General features: G+C 42.0%; 17 protein-coding genes and 1 pseudogene. 14 read left to right on the top strand and 4 right to left on the bottom strand.

The window, feature by feature from the left end:
* The first annotated feature begins 8 nt into the window (after positions 1 to 8).
* Positions 9 to 389 (top strand): hypothetical protein, encoded by a 381-nt coding sequence (locus JOD17_RS01505; protein ID WP_204695392.1) that lies wholly within the window; start codon positions 9 to 11, stop codon positions 387 to 389.
* Between the two features lie 5 nt (positions 390 to 394).
* Here JOD17_RS01505 and JOD17_RS01500 read toward each other — a convergent pair whose 3' ends face one another.
* Complete coding sequence (locus tag JOD17_RS01500; protein ID WP_204695391.1) at positions 395 to 862, bottom strand: small multi-drug export protein; 468 nt, start codon at positions 860 to 862, stop codon at positions 395 to 397.
* A gap of 88 nt (positions 863 to 950) precedes the next feature.
* Here JOD17_RS01500 and JOD17_RS01495 point away from each other — a divergent pair, with 88 nt between their 5' ends.
* The 3 genes and pseudogenes from JOD17_RS01495 to JOD17_RS01485 all read left to right on the top strand — a co-directional run bounded on the left by JOD17_RS01495 (position 951) and on the right by JOD17_RS01485 (position 4,573).
* The gene (locus tag JOD17_RS01495) at positions 951 to 1,541 is read left to right on the top strand and encodes a TetR/AcrR family transcriptional regulator (protein ID WP_204695390.1); all 591 of its coding nucleotides are present in this window, start codon (positions 951 to 953) and stop codon (positions 1,539 to 1,541) included.
* 593 nt (positions 1,542 to 2,134) lie between these two features.
* Positions 2,135 to 3,451, top strand: a complete 1,317-nt coding sequence (locus JOD17_RS01490) for a hemolysin family protein (RefSeq protein WP_204695389.1) — start codon at positions 2,135 to 2,137, stop codon at positions 3,449 to 3,451.
* Between the two features lie 62 nt (positions 3,452 to 3,513).
* Positions 3,514 to 4,573 (top strand): annotated as a pseudogene (locus JOD17_RS01485) (hemolysin family protein).
* Between the two features lie 32 nt (positions 4,574 to 4,605).
* On the opposite strand, the gene JOD17_RS01480 reads toward JOD17_RS01485, so the two are convergent.
* Genes JOD17_RS01480 through JOD17_RS01470 form a run of 3 tightly spaced genes read right to left on the bottom strand, consistent with a single transcriptional unit; the run spans position 4,606 to position 5,973 of the window.
* A complete protein-coding gene (locus JOD17_RS01480) occupies positions 4,606 to 5,226 on the bottom strand; it encodes a hypothetical protein (protein ID WP_204695388.1) in 621 nt (206 codons plus the stop codon).
* A 1-nt stretch (position 5,227) separates the two neighbouring features.
* Positions 5,228 to 5,647 carry a permease prefix domain 1-containing protein gene (locus tag JOD17_RS01475; protein WP_204695387.1) on the bottom strand — a complete coding sequence of 140 codons (420 nt, stop codon included), beginning with the start codon at positions 5,645 to 5,647 and terminating at the stop codon, positions 5,228 to 5,230.
* Complete coding sequence (locus tag JOD17_RS01470; protein WP_204695386.1) at positions 5,644 to 5,973, bottom strand: helix-turn-helix transcriptional regulator; 330 nt, start codon at positions 5,971 to 5,973, stop codon at positions 5,644 to 5,646. The genes JOD17_RS01475 and JOD17_RS01470 overlap by 4 nt, the downstream gene beginning before the upstream one ends.
* A 187-nt stretch (positions 5,974 to 6,160) precedes the next feature.
* Here JOD17_RS01470 and JOD17_RS01465 point away from each other — a divergent pair, with 187 nt between their 5' ends.
* From JOD17_RS01465 to rnr, 10 genes are all read left to right on the top strand, one after another.
* Positions 6,161 to 7,198, top strand: coding sequence for a sugar-binding transcriptional regulator (locus JOD17_RS01465; protein ID WP_204695385.1), 1,038 nt, complete (start codon positions 6,161 to 6,163; stop codon positions 7,196 to 7,198).
* Entirely contained in the window at positions 7,199 to 8,206 is a 1,008-nt protein-coding gene (gene gap / locus JOD17_RS01460; RefSeq protein ID WP_204695384.1) for a type I glyceraldehyde-3-phosphate dehydrogenase, read from the top strand.
* Positions 8,207 to 8,301: 95 nt separating this feature from the next.
* Complete coding sequence (locus JOD17_RS01455) at positions 8,302 to 9,483, top strand: phosphoglycerate kinase (protein WP_204695383.1); 1,182 nt, start codon at positions 8,302 to 8,304, stop codon at positions 9,481 to 9,483.
* Between the two features lie 13 nt (positions 9,484 to 9,496).
* A complete protein-coding gene (tpiA, locus tag JOD17_RS01450) occupies positions 9,497 to 10,255 on the top strand; it encodes a triose-phosphate isomerase (RefSeq protein WP_204695382.1) in 759 nt (252 codons plus the stop codon).
* Positions 10,252 to 11,772 (top strand): 2,3-bisphosphoglycerate-independent phosphoglycerate mutase, encoded by a 1,521-nt coding sequence (gene gpmI, locus JOD17_RS01445; protein WP_204695381.1) that lies wholly within the window; start codon positions 10,252 to 10,254, stop codon positions 11,770 to 11,772. Before tpiA ends, gpmI begins: the two co-directional genes overlap by 4 nt.
* Before the next feature lie 17 nt (positions 11,773 to 11,789).
* Positions 11,790 to 13,070 (top strand): phosphopyruvate hydratase, encoded by a 1,281-nt coding sequence (gene eno / locus JOD17_RS01440; RefSeq protein WP_042358295.1) that lies wholly within the window; start codon positions 11,790 to 11,792, stop codon positions 13,068 to 13,070.
* Positions 13,071 to 13,228: 158 nt separating this feature from the next.
* Positions 13,229 to 13,459, top strand: a complete 231-nt coding sequence (secG, locus tag JOD17_RS01435) for a preprotein translocase subunit SecG (protein WP_204695380.1) — start codon at positions 13,229 to 13,231, stop codon at positions 13,457 to 13,459.
* A gap of 101 nt (positions 13,460 to 13,560) precedes the next feature.
* Positions 13,561 to 14,229: an alpha/beta hydrolase gene (locus JOD17_RS01430; RefSeq protein ID WP_169964479.1), complete on the top strand. Its 669-nt coding sequence runs from the start codon at positions 13,561 to 13,563 to the stop codon at positions 14,227 to 14,229.
* A 7-nt stretch (positions 14,230 to 14,236) separates the two neighbouring features.
* Positions 14,237 to 14,986, top strand: coding sequence for an alpha/beta hydrolase (locus JOD17_RS01425; RefSeq protein ID WP_204695379.1), 750 nt, complete (start codon positions 14,237 to 14,239; stop codon positions 14,984 to 14,986).
* A gap of 20 nt (positions 14,987 to 15,006) precedes the next feature.
* Positions 15,007 to 17,325: a ribonuclease R gene (gene rnr / locus JOD17_RS01420; RefSeq protein ID WP_204695378.1), complete on the top strand. Its 2,319-nt coding sequence runs from the start codon at positions 15,007 to 15,009 to the stop codon at positions 17,323 to 17,325.
* Positions 17,326 to 17,423: the final 98 nt, after the last annotated feature.

The raw sequence follows: 17,423 nt of genomic DNA, 5'->3' as shown, positions 1-17,423 counted from the left end.
TTATGATGATGAAAAATATCGCTCTACATAGTTTGTTAGTTTTAGCTTTTTCGATTTTGTTGATTAGTGATTTCTTCCCAAAATTTCCGGTAATCGGTGCTCTGCCTGTTTCGTTCCTATTCGTCGTTATTATTGTGATTTATATTGTCATGTTTATAACGAAAGCCATTGATTCGCGGGATCCACTTTATCGTTTTAAAACGCAGTTGTTTCTTACCACATACCTCGTTGTTATGGTGTTTGCATTAACTGCATTAGGTGGGGAATCAGAGCTTGGGATTACACCTTATCATGAGATTTTTTGGTTTATTGTCATTGTTTCTTTCGGTGACCTTCTATTTCAATGGCGACGAGTAAAGCGTCATCGCACAATGAACCCTGAAGACTAGTGAAGTCATAAGTTTAAGAGATTGCTTAGCCACTCGGCAGCAAAGATTGATAAAAGCATCATTACAATGGCAAGGATGACGACAGCAATACTAACCCATAAGGTTGCCTTGCCTTTAGAGTCTTCAAACGAGACAATAGCTGTAGCGGTCAATTGACTGCTAAGAAGGAAGGTACCTAAGAGCGAGAGACCTGCTACGCCATATTTCGTATAAAAATGTTCGAATTTAGGATTTGGTTGTTTTTTGATTCTTGTAGAGCGTCGCTTAATTCTCCGAGAGAATTTACGAATGCTGTTCCCCAAAAAAACAAAAACGACAATGCTCACAATATTTCCGACAGTCGCAACGAAGGTTGTCGTGACGGGGTGTAAGTTAAAAAGTACAATGCCTGTTGGGATCGCAATCATGACTTCCATAAACGGAATCAGACTAGCGATGAAAATGAAGAAGTAGTGTGAGAGATCGTTAAACATAAGCAATAACCTCCCTTTTATTAAGTCAATTGACTTAATAAAAGTATAACGTAAGAATTTATGAAAAAGCAAGAAAGTTGGATGCAACATGCCAAAACGAGTGGACCATCAAAAAAGAAAGCAAATCATAGCAAAAGCGGCTATGAAACTCATTGAACAAAAGGGGGCTGAGGCAACGACACTTCGAGATATTGCTAAAGAAGTCGGGCTGTCGCTCGGTTCCATTCAATACTATTTTCCAAAGCAAAGTGATTTATATCGGTATACAATGGAAACCTTATTTCAACGGACAAAGCAACGGATGGACGAAGTTGAACCGAAAGGTACGTCTGCATTTGACTATGCCGTTCAGATGATTGTTCAATACATACAAGTAGGCGATCAAGAGCAGCGAATGGAAAATGCAATCTGGATTCAATTTGCAGTGATGGAGCAAGAGGAGAATAAAGAACTATATCAGCGGTTTACAACGATTTACCGTGAATTTCTAGAAACAGTCTTTGTTCAATTGCAGAAAGGAGATTGTTTGAAAGAAGGGTTAGACCTAGATTTAGAAATAAAAAAATTAGAGATTTATACGGATGGACTTATTTTAAATGCAATTTCAAAGTTAAGAGGCTTTAGCCAAACGGAAATTGGGACATACGTTCGTCACTATTTAGCTCATATTTGTCGATAGAAATAACCTTTTTATAAAAATGGCTTTTGTGGCTTCGCCTTCAGTGGGCGTGGCCTCAGCGGTTGTGCTGTTTTTGTTTTGCCTTATAAGTGTCGACTCATGAAGGCAGTAAGAGTAAATTGTGAACAAAAAAAGTTTGTTTTATTAAATTTCTGTAAATTAATTGTGTGATGCTCATTTTAACTCTTTACGTTTAGCGCGATTTTGATATAATCTTCTTAACCCTCAGCAAGTAGGGGGTTCAAGCAGCATAGAATACGATTAATAGTTAGTGTTTTTAAAACGAATGATAATGATATGGAAAGATCGGGGTGATTGACTTTGGGAAGGTGTTAGAGCTTACAAATGGAGTGAGTTTGAGATTTTCATTTTGTTGGAGCGATTGCGTGTGCCTCTCGAAGAATTCCGAACCGATCGAACCTAAATGAACGTATAAGCGATTTGCCGGTTTGAATAGAAACACGCGAGAAGAAGTAAAATAGATGATGAATGTAAAAGTATTTCTGTTCAAAAAGAATAATAAAACAAATAATTCAAAAATAAATGTCTTTTCAAAATACGCGGAGGTGAATCCCTCTCACTGAGGGAAATAATTGGATTTAAGTACAATAATTAATCTTATTCTAATTGTGGTTTTCTTGGCATTAACTGCGTTCTTTGTGGCTTCGGAGTTTGCAGTTGTAAAGGTTCGAAGTTCAAGAATTGAACAATTAATTGCAGAAGGCAATAAAAAGGCAGTTGTCGCCAAAAAAATAACTCAAAATCTAGATTATTATTTATCCGCTTGTCAGCTTGGAATTACGATGACAGCACTAGGGCTTGGAGCATTAGGGAAACCAGCTGTCAGCAGTCTTATGTATCCGGTTTTTGATTATTTTAATGTATCACCTTCAATGTCATCGGTCATTTCTTACGCGGTTGCGTTTCTTCTTGTTACGTATTTACACGTTGTCATTGGTGAAATGGCACCGAAAACGTTAGCCATTCAGTTTTCTGAGAAGATGACATTAATGTTGTCAGGTTCTCTTTACTGGTTCGGTAAAGTGATGTTTCCTTTTATCGTCACACTTAATGGCGCTTCGCGTTTGTTGCTTCGAACGTTTGGTGTCAAACCAATCGGACACGACCAAGCGTATACGGAAGAGGAATTAAAAATTATTATGACGCAAAGCTACCAAGGCGGAACCATTGATAAAGAAGAGCTTCAATATATGGAGAATGTGTTCTCGTTTGATGAACACGTTGCAAAAGATATTATGGTCCCGCGAACTGAAATTGTGACCATTCAAGAAGGCATGACGAATGCAGAGCTCATCGCCATTTTTGATGAACACAATTTTACGAGATACCCAGTGGTTGATGATGGTGATAAGGATAAGATTATCGGTGTTGTTAATGCAAAGAAAATGCTAAAAGACATCGTTGCGGGAAAAGAGATAGACATTAAACTGTACATGCGCGATCTCCCATTTATTCTAGAACCGACGAGCATCCAAGATGTCATGGTTAAGATGCAACAAGACAAAGTTCAGATGGCGATTATTATTGATGAATACGGTGGAACTTCAGGAATCGTAACGATGGAAGAAGTCATCGAGGAGTTAGTCGGTGAAATACGAGATGAGTTTGATGAAGATGAAGAGAGCGACATTGAAAAAATAGCAAAAGATGTTTACTTCATTAACGGTCGTGTCTTACTTGATGATCTAGAAGAGCAGTTCGGGCTGGAGTTTGATAACCGAGAGCATATCGACACCATTGGTGGATGGATTCAATATATGACCCAAGAAAATGACGAATCGGCCCAAAAAGTCGAAGTGAAAATGGATGAACATCGATGGTCTGTAGTTGAAGCTGATCATCACCAGATAAAAAAAGTGAAATTCAAACAGCGCGCATCAGCGACATAACTCTAACAAAAAGCATACTGAAAACTGTGGAGGTGAGTCCCTCTCCTATTGAGAGGGAATAATTGGATCTATTTATTCTCGTTAATTTATTTTTCGTAGCCTTGTTTATTCTCTTAACTGGTGTTTTTGTAGGTGGCGAATTCGCCATTCTTAAAGTCCGCATGTCAAGGATTGACCAACTCATTGCAGAAGGCAATAAAAAAGCGATCTTAGCAAAAAAGGTTGCTCATAACCTTGATTATTACTTGTCGGCTTGTCAGTTAGGAATTACAATTACAGCTTTAGTGTTAGGTGCACTTGGTGAACCTACGGTTCAGAGAATGCTTCGTCCCGTGTTTGATTATTATAGTGTTTCTGATGCGATGGCGACTGTTCTTTCTTATGCAATCGCACTCGCTTTAGTAACGTTTCTCCATGTAGTTATTGGAGAGCTCGCGCCTAAGACATTAGCGATTCAATTCCCTGAAAAAATGACGTTATTACTCGCGCCACCACTGTATTGGTTCGGTGTCATTATGGGACCTTTTATTCGCATTCTAAATGGTTCAGCAAGGCGGATTCTCGGATGGTTTGGTGTGAAGCCAGCTGGACATGAAACAGCGTATTCCGAAGAAGAATTAAGGTTGATCGTTTCAGACAGTTATATAAAGTGGTCAAATCAATCAAACAGAACTTGCTTATTTAGAGAACTTCTTTTCATTTGATGGAAGAACGATGAATGAAATTATGGTTCCAAAAGAAAAAATGATCACGTTAAAGGTCGGGATGAAGATCGACGAAATTCTTCAAACCGTTGAAGATCATGGGTACACACGTTATCCAGTTATGGATAATGAGAATGACAAGCTGCTCGGTTTTTTGAATACAAAAGAAATGCTAACGAGCATTGCCGCAGGTCGTAACGGTGGGATTCAACAATTCCTTCATGAGATTCCACATGTGAAAGCTTCAATGGCGATTCAAGAAGTGTTCTTGAAGATGAAGAAAGCCCGAACGCATATTGTTGTTGTGACGGATTCTCAAGGTAAAATGATTGGACTTGCAACGATGGATGACATTCTTACTGAAATTGTCGGTGAAATGCGTGATGAATATGAAGATCATGCAGGCCTTGTAACGTAAGAATTCATACAATCACTAAAGAAACGCACCCTTTACGGGTGCGTTTCTTTGTTTCGTCTATAAAAGTAAGTCATTGCAAGCGGCCACCAAAGTACAGCGAAAATCGGGTAGACTGCCCAGATTTCATGGGGAGTTGTAATGAGGTTCACCACAACAAAAAAGATACTCGTCGTTGTTGCCATGAGATAAGAATAACGAATGGGGCGATTGCTCCATTGTCTCGTAAAGGGCCACCATAGTAATGCGAAGAGTAGAAAGATGCTCCAGGGAAAACGATCATCGTAAATAAAATTTAGCATTACATAATAGCCACCCAAAATTAGAAAGCTAATCCATGCAAACGGTTTTGTTTTAAATTGATGAGGATACCAAGCGGATAAAGGCCACCAAATGAGTGGAACAGTATAGAGAACCCATAAATATACCGGTGTCTCAATGACATTTATTGCAGTTAACAACCCTGCAATCCATATCGCTCCGATCGTACTGTAAACCGGATGTGGCAATAAAGAGAAAGGCCAGAGTAATAAAAACAAACTCACATAAATAGACCAACTCACGTTAGGATTTAGCAATAGATCAAGCGTGATAAAGACGATAGCAATGATTGATGTTGCGAGTAGTACCGCAGCCAATTCGGATCGTCGGCTCACGTTACTTGTCCTCCGTGCGTTTGTAAACGAACGTCATCGCTAGTGGCCACCACAGAATGGCGAACGTCGGGTAGATGAACCAAATCGTGTCGGGTGTGTAGTAAAAGTTGATAAAAAGAAACAGCAAGATTACAAGCGAGCTTCCCCATAGGGAAAAGTGCAAATTCAATTTCGCTTTTTTCTTTTTTGTAAGTGATGGATTGGTCGGGTATGATTCACGTAATTCGGCCTTTAATTCTTCGGCATCTCCAAATTCCACAATGGCTTTATTAACCGCATCTTCTTCTGACTTACCCGTTTCCATTAAGTCGCGTACCTTTTCTTCTAAGTTCCAGCAAAGATCATGAAGCATTGCTTCTTTTTCTTCGCTGTTAGGGATATCTCGAAAAAGATGTTCGACATGCGCACGTATGTCTTTCATTTGTTTCCCTCCAAAAATACATCTACAATTTCTTTCATTTCGAGCCATTCATGTTTCAGTTCTTGTAAGTATGCTTTCCCAAGAATCGTAATGGCATAATACTTGCGTTTCCCGCCGTGTGACTCAGTACCAAAGTAAGAAAGAATCAACTCTTTTCGCTCTAACCGTTGAAAGGCAGCATAGAGGGTTGCTTCTTTAATTATGAATCGTTCATTTGTTCTCAAGCTAATCTCTTTGGAAATTTCATAACCGTAACGATCTTTTTCGAGGATGAGTGTCAAAATAATGCTATCTAGGTGTCCTCGTAACAAGTCACTTCGTACCACAACGCACGGTCCTTTCTGTGTGTTCTATCTGATAGAGTAATCATAGCGTTAATTACTCTATCTGTCAAAGTAATGATGAATCAATTGCAAAAACGTCAATCTTAATTTATAATGATAATTAAGTTAGTGGGAACAGAAAAGTCAACGAGGGACTTTTTTGTTCCCGGAAAGATGAGCTGAGTAGATCATGGATGAAACATTACTAAAATGGCAGCAGAAATTGCAGCCAGATCTGATGGATAACCTTATAAGGAGGTATCATCTTTTACGTTACATTCGTGTGAGTGAACCGGTTGGTCGAAGAGCATTGGCACAAGAAATGGACATTTCGGAACGCGTGTTGAGAAGGGAAGTTGAACTGTTTAAAAATGAACAGTTGCTTTTAATTGAGACGCAAGGTATGCGCCTTACTGAAGATGGAAAGAATTTGCTCGAGGCATTAGAATCTTCGATTCAAGTGCTTACAGGTCGCACATCATTGCAGGCGAAACTTGAACGCGCGCTTCATGTGAAGCGAGTCATCGTCGCTCCAGGAAATAGTGATGAACAAGACTGGGTGAAAAAAGAGATGAGTCGCGCATGTGTGGACGAAATGATTCAAACACTTGGTGAAGGAGACGTTGTTGCAGTTGCAGGTGGAACAACGCTGGCCGCTTTGGCCGCTGCTGTGTATCCTCATGCCAGGCTTAGCAATGTCACATTTGTTCCTGCCCGTGGGGGACTTGGAGAAGACGTGGAATTGCAAGCAAATACGATTAGCGCTGATTTAGCGAAACAAGCAGAAGCGAACTATCGATTGCTTCACGTACCAGATCAATTAAGTGAAACAGCCTATGATTCATTGATTGAAGAACCGGGTATACGAGAACTACTACAGCTAATCCGTCACCCTCGTATGGTCATTCATAGTGTTGGTGATGCATTATCGATGGCGACACGAAGAGGATCAACGGAAGAACACCTTCAAGGTCTAGAAACGAAAAGCGCTCAATCTGAAGCGTTTGGGTATTACTTTGATCATCATGGGAAGATCGTTCATAAAGAACGAACGATCGGTTTACAGCTCTCTGATTTGAATGAAGAACAAATGGTCATTACGGTTGCAGGTGGTGCTTCTAAAGCTAAAGCCATTGCATCCTATATGACGCATCGACCGAGTGATTTATTGATTACAGACGAAGCAGCAGCGAAAGCTGTTTTAGATACTCTAGAGGAGGATTTATAAATGACAACGAAGATTGGTATTAACGGTTTTGGACGAATTGGGCGCTTGGTGTATCGTGCATCTTTAAACAACCCAGAGGTAGAAGTGGTAGCAATCAATGACCTTACAGACGCAGAGATGCTAGCACACCTCTTGAAATATGATACCGTACATGGAACGTTCCCTTCAGAAATTGAAGTAGACGGCGACAACCTTCTTATTGGTGGGAAGAAGATTGCGATCTCTTCTGAGCGCGATCCAGCACAAATTGGTTGGGATCAATATGGCGTTGACGTCGTAGTCGAAGCGACAGGTCGTTTTGCTTCTAAAGAAGATGCAAACAAGCACATTGAAGGTGGCGCAAAACGTGTCATTATTTCAGCACCTGGTAAAGATGTAGACGCAACGTTCGTAATGGGAGTAAACCATGAGACGTATAACCCAGAAGAGCATACGGTTGTTTCAAATGCATCGTGTACGACAAACTGTCTTGCGCCATTAGCAAAGGCATTACACGATGAGTTCGGAATTCGCCGTGGAATCATGAACACAGTACACTCGTACACGAACGACCAACAAATTCTTGATCTTCCGCACAAAGATTATCGTCGTGCGCGTGCAGCTGCGGAGAACATTATTCCTACGTCTACTGGAGCTGCAAAAGCTGTAGCGCTCGTGCTTCCTGAACTTGAAGGTAAGCTTAATGGAGCTGCGATGCGTGTGCCAACACCGAATGTATCACTCGTTGACTTCGTTGTTGAACTTAATCAAGATGTCACGGATGAGCAAGTAAACGCGAAGCTAAAAGAGCTTTCTGAAGGAGAAATGAAAGGTATTCTCGGTTATAGCGAAGAAGAGCTTGTCTCTAGCGACTATAACGGAAGTACGCTTTCTTCTACGATCGATGCGAAATCGACGATGGTTATGGAAGGAAACATGGTAAAAGTTATCTCATGGTATGATAACGAATACGGATATTCAAATCGTGTTGTCGACTTAGTCGCTCACATGGCTAGAGTTGGGTTATAATAAGATATGAAAAAGGAAAAGGGAGAGACGTACGCGTTCGCTCCCTTCTTTCTTATGAAAATTAACGTATAAATGCGTTAAGGAGGACCTTTTCCATGAATAAACGAACAATCCACGATGTAGATCTAGCAGGTCAAACGGTATTCTGCCGTGTTGATTTTAACGTACCCCTCGACGGTGAAACCGTCACTGATGATACGCGCATTCGCGCAGCAATCCCTACAATTCAACTTTTACAACAAAAAGGTGCGAAAGTGATCTTGGCAAGCCATCTCGGACGTCCAAAAGGCGAAGTCGTTGAGAAATTGCGATTAGATCCGGTCGCTAAGCGTTTAGAACAACTGCTTGGTACAACGGTACATAAAGCAGATAATGTCGTTGGCGATGATGTAACAAAAGCTGTTGATCAGTTGCAAGAACAAGGAATTCTATTACTTGAGAATTTGCGATTTGAAGCAGGCGAAGAGAAAAACGACGCTGCACTTGCTGAGCAACTGGCGAAGCTTGCGGACGTCTATGTTAATGACGCGTTTGGTGCTGCTCACCGTGCTCACGCTTCTACAGAAGGCATTGCACATCATTTACCGTCAGCTGCAGGACTTCTCCTTGAAAAGGAACTGGATGTACTCGGAAAAGCATTAGAAAATCCGAACCGCCCGTTTGTTGCGATCATCGGTGGTGCGAAAGTGAAAGATAAAATCGGTGTTATTGATCACTTATTAGATAAAGTTGATACGTTGATTTTAGGCGGAGGTTTAGCCTATACGTTTATTCGTGCACAAGGATATAGCGTCGGCAAGTCACTTCTTGAACATGACAAAATTGACATGGCAAAAACGTTCATGCAAAAGGCAAAGGATAACGGAGTTCAATTGTTACTTCCTGTTGATGTGAAAGTAGCAGACGCATTCAGTGATGATGCAAATACTGAAATTGTAACGGTCGATGCGATTCCAGATGACTGGCAAGCGCTTGATATTGGACCAAAAACGATTGAACAATTCAAGGCAGCTGTAAAAGATGCGAAACTTACCGTTTGGAATGGACCGATGGGTGTATTTGAAATGGATACGTTTGCTGATGGAACAAAAGGTGTTGCAGAAGCGATGGCAGAGAGCGGTACGTATTCTGTAATTGGTGGTGGCGACTCAGCTGCAGCAGTTGAGAAGTTTAACTACGCGGATCAAATGAGCCATATTTCTACAGGTGGAGGAGCTTCCCTTGAGTTTATGGAAGGAAAAGACCTCCCCGGTGTGACAGCACTTCAAGAAAAATAAAGGGTGATAATCAATGAGAAAACCATTTATTGCAGGAAATTGGAAAATGAACGTAACGGATGAAGAAGCCCTTCAATTCGTGACACAAGTGACAGAGAAATTGCCTTCATCTGACAAAGTTGAGTATGCACTTTGTGCTCAAGCGATTTCCTTAAAGGGAATGAAGGAAAAAGCGGTCGGCACAGATTTACAAATCGGTGCTCAAAATCTTCATGAGGAAGAAAAGGGTGCGTTTACTGGTGAGATTAGTGCCGCGGCACTCACTTCCATCGGTGTGAAGCTTGCGATTATTGGTCATTCTGAACGTAGAGAAATGTTCAACGATACAGATGAGCGTGTGAATGCCAAAGTCAAAACAGCCCTCAATCACGGAATTACACCGATTCTCTGTGTTGGAGAATTGCTTGAAGACCGAGAATCAGGAAGCGCTGATACTGTTGTGAAGGCGCAATTAGAACAAGCATTAGCGGGTATTGAATCTGCGCGAGCTGCTGAAGTTGTTGTTGCGTATGAACCGGTATGGGCAATCGGAACTGGAAAATCTTCAACGCCAGAAGATGCAGAAGCAATGTGCAAAACGATTCGTGAATTTCTTTTTGATACGTACGGACCAGAGACGGCTAATGCAATCCGCATTCAATACGGTGGCAGTGTGAAACCAGAGAACATTGCAAGCTACATGGCTCAAGATAATATTGACGGTGCCCTCGTTGGTGGTGCGAGCATAGATGTTGATTCGTACCTTGCATTGATCGAGGAGACAGTACGATGAGGCAACAACCGCCAGTTGCTCTCATCATTTTAGACGGGTTTGCTCTTCGAGATGAAGTAGAAGGCAATGCAGTTGCGAAGGCAAATACCCCTAACTTTGATCGGTTGTGGAATGAGTACCCTCATGCGACGTTAGTTGCTGCAGGTGAGGATGTTGGTCTTCCAGCTGGTCAGATGGGAAATTCTGAAGTTGGTCACATGAACATCGGTGCTGGACGAGTGATTCATCAAAACTTATCACTCATTAATAAAGGTATTGAAGCAGGAACATTTTTTGAGAACGCGGTTTTCCAAGAGGCAATTGATCACGTCAAAGCGAATAAATCTAATTTGCACATTTACGGGCTTCTCTCTGATGGAGGCGTTCATAGTCATATTGAACACCTATTTGCACTACTCGAGATGGCTAAGGAGAATGACGTGAACAACGTCTTCATTCACGGTTTTCTCGATGGGCGTGACGTAGGTCAGAAAAGCGCTAAAATCTACCTTGCTGCGTTACAAGAGAAGCTTGAGGAATTAGGTATAGGGACACTAAGTACGCTTCATGGTCGGTATTATGCAATGGATCGGGATAATCGTTGGGAACGAATTGAGAAGTCTTACCGTGTGCTCGTTCATAATGAAGGAAATGTCGCAGAAGACCCACTTGCCTTGATTGATCAGTCATATGAAGCAGGAACGTTTGATGAATTTGTTGAACCTACGGTATTGCCAGGTGCGAAGCCGATTCAATCGGGAGATGCGATCATTAGTTACAACTTCAGACCTGACCGTTCGATTCAGATTTCTAAAGTAATGACTGAACCGAGCTTTAAAGAATTCGAACGTGGGGGCAAACACCCAGAAATCTTCTACGCGACGATGACTAAGTATCATGACGATGTTGTAGGAGAGATTGCTTTTCCGCCAACGAGGCCAGTGAATACACTGGGTGAGACGATTAGTGAAGCTGGGTTCTCACAACTTCGTATTGCAGAAACGGAGAAATACCCTCATGTCACGTTTTTCTTAAACGGTGGTCAAAATAATGTCTTTCCTTTAGAAGAGCGGATTTTAATTGACTCTCCAAAAGTTGCGACGTATGACTTAAAGCCAGAGATGAGCGCTCCTGAAGTGACAGATGCTCTTCTTAAAACAATCGAAAACGACCAACACGATGCCATTGTGCTGAACTACGCCAACCCTGACATGGTTGGACATTCAGGACTACTAGAACCAACGATCAAGGCGATTGAAACTGTAGATGAAGGATTAGGTAAAATCGCTGACGCCATTCACGCAAAAGGTGGTACACTAATTGTGACGGCTGACCATGGGAATGCAGATGAAGTAGTGACAACTTCTGGAGAAGCGATGACAGCGCATACGACAAATCCAGTTCCGGTCATTGTTACGAATGATTCGTACACCCTTCGTGAAGACGGTATTCTTGCAGATTTAGCACCTACGATGTTAGAACTGATGGACATTAAGCAACCGAAAGAAATGACAGGTAAGAGCCTATTAAAGCGATAAAGGAGATTAGTTGAGCCATGACAATGATTGCAGATGTATTGGCACGTGAAGTATTGGATTCAAGAGGGAACCCTACAGTTGAGGTTGAAGTCGTAACAGAAGATGGAATTTTAGGACGTGCCCTCGTACCAAGTGGAGCTTCCACAGGTGAGCATGAAGCTGTTGAGCTTCGTGACGGTGGTACTCGTTACATGGGTAAAGGTGTTCTTAAAGCCGTTGAGAATGTGAATGAAACGATTGCACCACAACTTGTTGGCGTCGATGTAAGTGATCAAATCGGCATTGACCAGTTAATGATTGAACTAGATGGAACGACGAACAAAGGCAACTTGGGAGCAAATGCTATTCTTGGTGTCTCCATCGCTTGTGCTTATGCTGCAGCACAAGAGCAAGGTGTTGAGCTTTACGAATACCTTGGCGGGATCAACGCAAAAACGTTACCAGTTCCAATGATGAACATCTTAAATGGTGGCGAACATGCGGACAACTCTGTTGATTTGCAAGAATTTATGGTTATGCCGGTTGGTGCAGACGATTTCCGTTCTGCGATGATGATCGGAACAGAAATCTTCCATACATTGAAGAAAGTACTTCAAGAAAAAGGCTTGAATACAGCGGTCGGTGATGAAGGTGGTTTCGCACCGGATCTTGATTCAAACGAAGAAGCGCTAAGTACAATTATGGAGGCAATTGAACGCGCTGGATACAAACCAGGAGAAGATGTCGTCCTTGCGATGGATGCTGCAGCTTCTGAAATGTATGAAGACGGTAAGTACAACTTAAAAGGCGAAGGGGTCGTTAAGACTGTTGATGAAATGATCGACTTCTATGAGAACCTCGTCAACAAATACCCAATTGTCTCTATTGAAGATGGACTTGATGAAAACGATTGGGACGGATGGAAGAAGCTTACTGAGCGCATCGGTGACCGCGTGCAACTTGTCGGTGATGATTTGTTTGTCACAAACACAGTAAAGCTTGCTGAAGGCATTGAGAAAGGTGTCGGCAACTCGATCTTAATTAAAGTCAACCAAATCGGTACACTGACTGAGACGTTTGATGCAATTGAAATGGCGAAGCGTGCAGGCTATACAGCTGTCATCTCTCACCGTTCAGGTGAAACAGAAGATGCTACGATTGCGGATATCGCTGTAGCCGTAAATGCTGGCCAAATTAAAACAGGTGCACCGTCACGTACAGACCGTGTGGCGAAGTACAATCAGTTGCTTCGTATTCATGACCAACTCGGTGGACGTGGTGTTTACCCAGGTAAAGAAACGTTCTATAACTTAGACTAATTCTAAAGGGGCTGTCCAATCGATTCAGCCCCTTTTCTATGTCTAGAAGGTCAGTTTGCCTAATGTTGTCCTTTTGTGCTAAGATAAAATAAGGATAATTACGTGAAACAGGGGCAGTCCGACGGCTTCCTTTGTCGTACTTGGGAGGTGCGCACACGATGACTACCATTTTAATCGTATTATTGATCTTAAATGCGATCGCTTTAATTACAGTTGTCTTATTACAATCAGGGCGTAGTGCTGGACTATCCGGAGCCATTTCCGGTGGAGCAGAGCAATTGATGGGCAAGCAAAAAGCACGGGGTATCGAGGCTTTTCTCTCAAAAGCGACAGTTATACTGGCTGTACTTTTCTTCGTGCTAACGATATTATTAGCGTATTTCATTTAAGCAGCTAGGGAGCGTATTCTCCCAGCTGTTTTTTTGTTTGTTTGAATTACAATAAATTAGGGAATTCTACGAGCGTTAGCATTGAACGGAGGGGTAACAGTATGATCGGATGTTTATGTTTACACGGGTTTACTGGTTCCCCAGAAGAATTACAGCCCCTTACTGAGCGGCTCCAAAGAAAGAAAGGGTGGCTCGTTTATACACCAGTGCTCCCAGGTCACGGTGTAGGGGAAGATATAGGCGAAGCAGAAGGGGCAAAATGGATTTACACAGCTGACCGTGCTGCCGAAGAAATGCTAAAACACGTGGATGAATTGTATGTGATCGGTTTTTCAATGGGAGGGATGCTTGCTTGTTACTTAGCAGCAAAGTACCCAGTGAAGAAGCTCGTTCTCTTAAATGCTGCGGCTTATTATGTGAATAGACCACAGATGGTTCAAGATTTAGTGGCGAGTTATCGAGGATCTGAGAATCCTTGGCTTGATCTTGTAAATGATAAGCGTAGGGAAACGCCAATGACGGCTTTTTATCAATTTATTAAGACGATACGACTCATGCGCCCGTTCGTTGAAGGTGTTACATCACCTGTGATGATTGCGCAAGGAATGAAGGATATTCTCGTTCCTGAAAAGAGTGCCACCTATTTGTTTGAACAAATAGGTTCTAAGAATAAAACGTTAAGGATGTATGAACACTCGAATCATTTTCTATGTCATGATGTTGAACAAGACCTTGTGATTCGAGATGTTGAGCATTTTTTGAAAGGGTAGTTTCACCATGAAAATCAAACCAGCACAACCGTTTACCTTTGAAGGGGAGAACGATCATGCGATTCTCTTACTGCACGGATTTACAGGCTCATCAAGTGACGTAAGAATGCTCGGTCGATTTTTACAAAAGCATGGCTATACGTCACATGCGCCGATGTTCCCTGGTCACGGTGTCCCACCAGAACAACTAATGGAAACTTCTTGGCAGGACTGGTGGGGAGCCGTCGAGGAAGGCTACCAACACCTTGTGGATCTTGGTTACGAGAAGATTATTGTTTGTGGGCTTTCCCTCGGCGGTTTGCTCAGTTTAAAAGTCGGTTATACTTTTGATGTAAGAGGGGTTATTCCGATGTGTGCTCCAATTATGCAACAAGGGATGAATGACCGCTTATATGATGGTGTACGTCAGTATGCAAGACAATATAAACAATTTGAAAAAAAGGACGAAGAAACGATTGAAGATGAAATGGATGAGTTTGAAACACTTCCGATTTCTACACTTCATTCAATTGATGAATTGATCCTTGTAGTAAGAGAGCATTTGCATGAAATTAAACAACCAACCCTCGTTATTCAAGCAGGGAAAGACGAACTTGTTCCGCCTGAGAATGCAGATGTTATTTATGATGAAGTACAAGCCGAACCTAAAACCAAAGAGCTCTACGAAGATGCTCCACATATTATTACGCTTTGGAAAAATAAAGAGCGTGTTCACGAAAGAATCCTATCATTTATAAAAGAAATTGAAGCTAGATAGCAATAAGAAAGGAGATTAGTATGAGAGATAAAATACTAACTTATATACGAGAAGAAGCAACGAAGCCACTAAGTGTAAGTGAGCTTCAAGAAGCATTACAATTAGAAGATAACGCAGAAAACCATAAAAATTTAATGAAGACGTTAAATACGCTTGAAGAGGCTGGAGAATTAATTCGTACACGGAATAACCGTTACGGACTTCCAGACAAAATGAATTTAATAAAAGGAAGAGTGCAAGCTCATCAAAAGGGCTTTGCGTTTATTATTCCTGAAGATGAAGGTCTAGAAGATGTGTATGTAGCACCTGGTGATTTAGCTGGTGCCATGCACAAAGACATCGTATTTGTTCGAGTATCGTCACGTAAAGGCGGGAATCAAGGCGATCGTGCCGAAGGTACGGTCGTGAGAATTCTAGAGCGTGGAATGACGAGAGTTGTGGGTACGTACGAAGATTACGAACGATACGGATTTGTAATTCCAGACGATAAACACTTGTCGAGTGATGTTTTTATTCCAGAAGGGCGTAATCACGGCGCTGCTGAAGGTCATAAAGTTGTCATTGAAATTACGAAGTATCCAGAAGGTCGTCAAGGTGCTGAAGGAGAAGTCGTTCACATTCTAGGGCACAAAAACGATCCTGGAACAGATATCTTGGCGATTATTCACAAGCACGGGCTGCCAGGTGAATTCTCTGATGAAGTGCAACAACAAGCTGCAGATACTGCAGATCACATTAAGCCAGAAGAAATTGAGCGTAGACGAGATCTACGTAACGAAACAATCGTGACGATTGATGGTGCTGACGCGAAAGATTTGGACGATGCGGTGAATGTTGAAGAACTTGAAAACGGTAATTACAAATTAGGCGTTCACATTGCGGATGTAAGCCATTACGTAACGGAAGGTTCACCAATCGATGTGGAAGCGGCAGAGCGTGGGACGAGCTCATATCTTGTTGACCGTGTGATTCCGATGATCCCACACCGATTATCAAATGGTATATGCTCATTAAACCCGAAAGTGGATCGGTTAACACTTTCTTGTGAGATGGAGATTAGCCCTTCAGGTGAAGTTGTAAATCACGAGATTTTCGAGAGTGTAATTCGTACAACGGAGAGAATGACGTATCAAGCTGTAAATGAAATTCTTGCAGATCACAATGAAGAGACGAGAAAGCAATACGAATCGCTCGTGCCGTTTTTTGAGCGGATGGAGAAGTTGGCTGCAATTTTACGTAAGAAACGTTTTGATCGTGGAGCCATTGACTTTGACTTTAAAGAAGCTCAAGTCGTCATGGATGAACAAGGGAAACCTACGGATGTGAAAATTCGAGAACGTTCTGTTGGTGAGAAACTTATTGAAGAATTCATGCTTTGTGCAAATGAAACAGTTGCAGAGCATTTTCACTGGTTGAAATTACCTTTCGTCTACAGAATTCACGAAGACCCTGATGACGATAAGTTGCAAAAATTCCTTGAGTTCATTACGAGCTTCGGTTATGTCGTAAAAGGACGTGGTGACGCCATTCACCCACGTGCATTGCAAGAGATCTTGGCTTCTGTAAAAGGTGAAGCTGAAGAAACGGTTATTTCAACGGTTCTATTACGATCGATGCAACAAGCGAAATACGATCCATCGAATGTTGGTCACTTTGGACTGGCGGCTGACTTCTATACTCATTTCACCTCTCCAATTCGCCGTTATCCCGACTTGATCGTTCATCGTTTGATTCGAACGTATTTAGTGAATGGGCAAACAGGTAAGAAAACGACTGATTACTGGCAAGGGAAGCTTCCTGAGATCACATCCCATTCTTCTGAAATGGAGAGGCGTGCGGTCGACGCAGAGCGTGATGTGGATGACCTCAAGAAAGCAGAGTATATGAAAGATAAGATCGGTGAAGAGTTCACTGGTTTTGTTAGCGGCGCTGCAAACTTCGGCCTGTTTATTCGCTTAGAGAATACGATTGAAGGAATGGTTCACGTTAGTCACCTTACCGATGACTATTACCATTATGACGATCGTCAGTACGCACTCATTGGTGAACGCAGTGGGAACATGTTCCGCATTGGAGACCAAGTAGAAGTGAAAGTTCTCGAAGTGAACATGGATGAAACGACAATCGACTTTGAAGTTGTCGGCATGCCAAAGCGTAAGCGACGTGACACGCAAAAGCAAAAGGTCATTCAAGGTGAACGAGGCAAGAAGCCTGGCGACAAACGCGAAAATCGTGGAAAGAACCGTCAAAGCGGAGGAACCAAAGGCAAGGGTGGAAAAGGTCAAAAGAACCCACGCAATAAAGGTTTCCGCTCAAACAACAAGAAGAAAAAGAAATAGATCTAAAGCCATTTGAACGGTGTATGTTCAAGTGGCTTTTCTCTGGTGAAACGTTTAATCGAACGGTTTCGTAAATCATTTGATTGATTATGAGAGGA

It is taken from the genome of Geomicrobium sediminis (assembly GCF_016908595.1).
In the GTDB taxonomy this organism is placed as follows: domain Bacteria; phylum Bacillota; class Bacilli; order Bacillales; family Marinococcaceae; genus Geomicrobium_A; species Geomicrobium_A sediminis.
The sequence above is the reverse complement of the archived record's forward strand: the minus strand, read 5'-3'. Positions and strand labels throughout refer to the sequence as shown.

Bases quoted from the DNA above. Each gene is read 5' to 3' on its own strand.
- JOD17_RS01505 (WP_204695392.1), top strand. From the start codon at position 9: ATGAAAAATATCGCTCTACATAGTTTGTTAGTTTTAGCTTTTTCGATT.
- JOD17_RS01500 (WP_204695391.1), bottom strand. From the start codon at position 862: ATGTTTAACGATCTCTCACACTACTTCTTCATTTTCATCGCTAGTCTG.
- JOD17_RS01495 (WP_204695390.1), top strand. From the start codon at position 951: ATGCCAAAACGAGTGGACCATCAAAAAAGAAAGCAAATCATAGCAAAA.
- JOD17_RS01475 (WP_204695387.1), bottom strand. From the start codon at position 5,647: ATGAAAGACATACGTGCGCATGTCGAACATCTTTTTCGAGATATCCCT.
- JOD17_RS01465 (WP_204695385.1), top strand. From the start codon at position 6,161: ATGGATGAAACATTACTAAAATGGCAGCAGAAATTGCAGCCAGATCTG.
- gap (WP_204695384.1), top strand. From the start codon at position 7,199: ATGACAACGAAGATTGGTATTAACGGTTTTGGACGAATTGGGCGCTTG.
- JOD17_RS01455 (WP_204695383.1), top strand. From the start codon at position 8,302: ATGAATAAACGAACAATCCACGATGTAGATCTAGCAGGTCAAACGGTA.
- tpiA (WP_204695382.1), top strand. From the start codon at position 9,497: ATGAGAAAACCATTTATTGCAGGAAATTGGAAAATGAACGTAACGGAT.
- gpmI (WP_204695381.1), top strand. From the start codon at position 10,252: ATGAGGCAACAACCGCCAGTTGCTCTCATCATTTTAGACGGGTTTGCT.
- eno (WP_042358295.1), top strand. From the start codon at position 11,790: ATGACAATGATTGCAGATGTATTGGCACGTGAAGTATTGGATTCAAGA.
- secG (WP_204695380.1), top strand. From the start codon at position 13,229: ATGACTACCATTTTAATCGTATTATTGATCTTAAATGCGATCGCTTTA.
- JOD17_RS01430 (WP_169964479.1), top strand. From the start codon at position 13,561: ATGATCGGATGTTTATGTTTACACGGGTTTACTGGTTCCCCAGAAGAA.
- JOD17_RS01425 (WP_204695379.1), top strand. From the start codon at position 14,237: ATGAAAATCAAACCAGCACAACCGTTTACCTTTGAAGGGGAGAACGAT.
- rnr (WP_204695378.1), top strand. From the start codon at position 15,007: ATGAGAGATAAAATACTAACTTATATACGAGAAGAAGCAACGAAGCCA.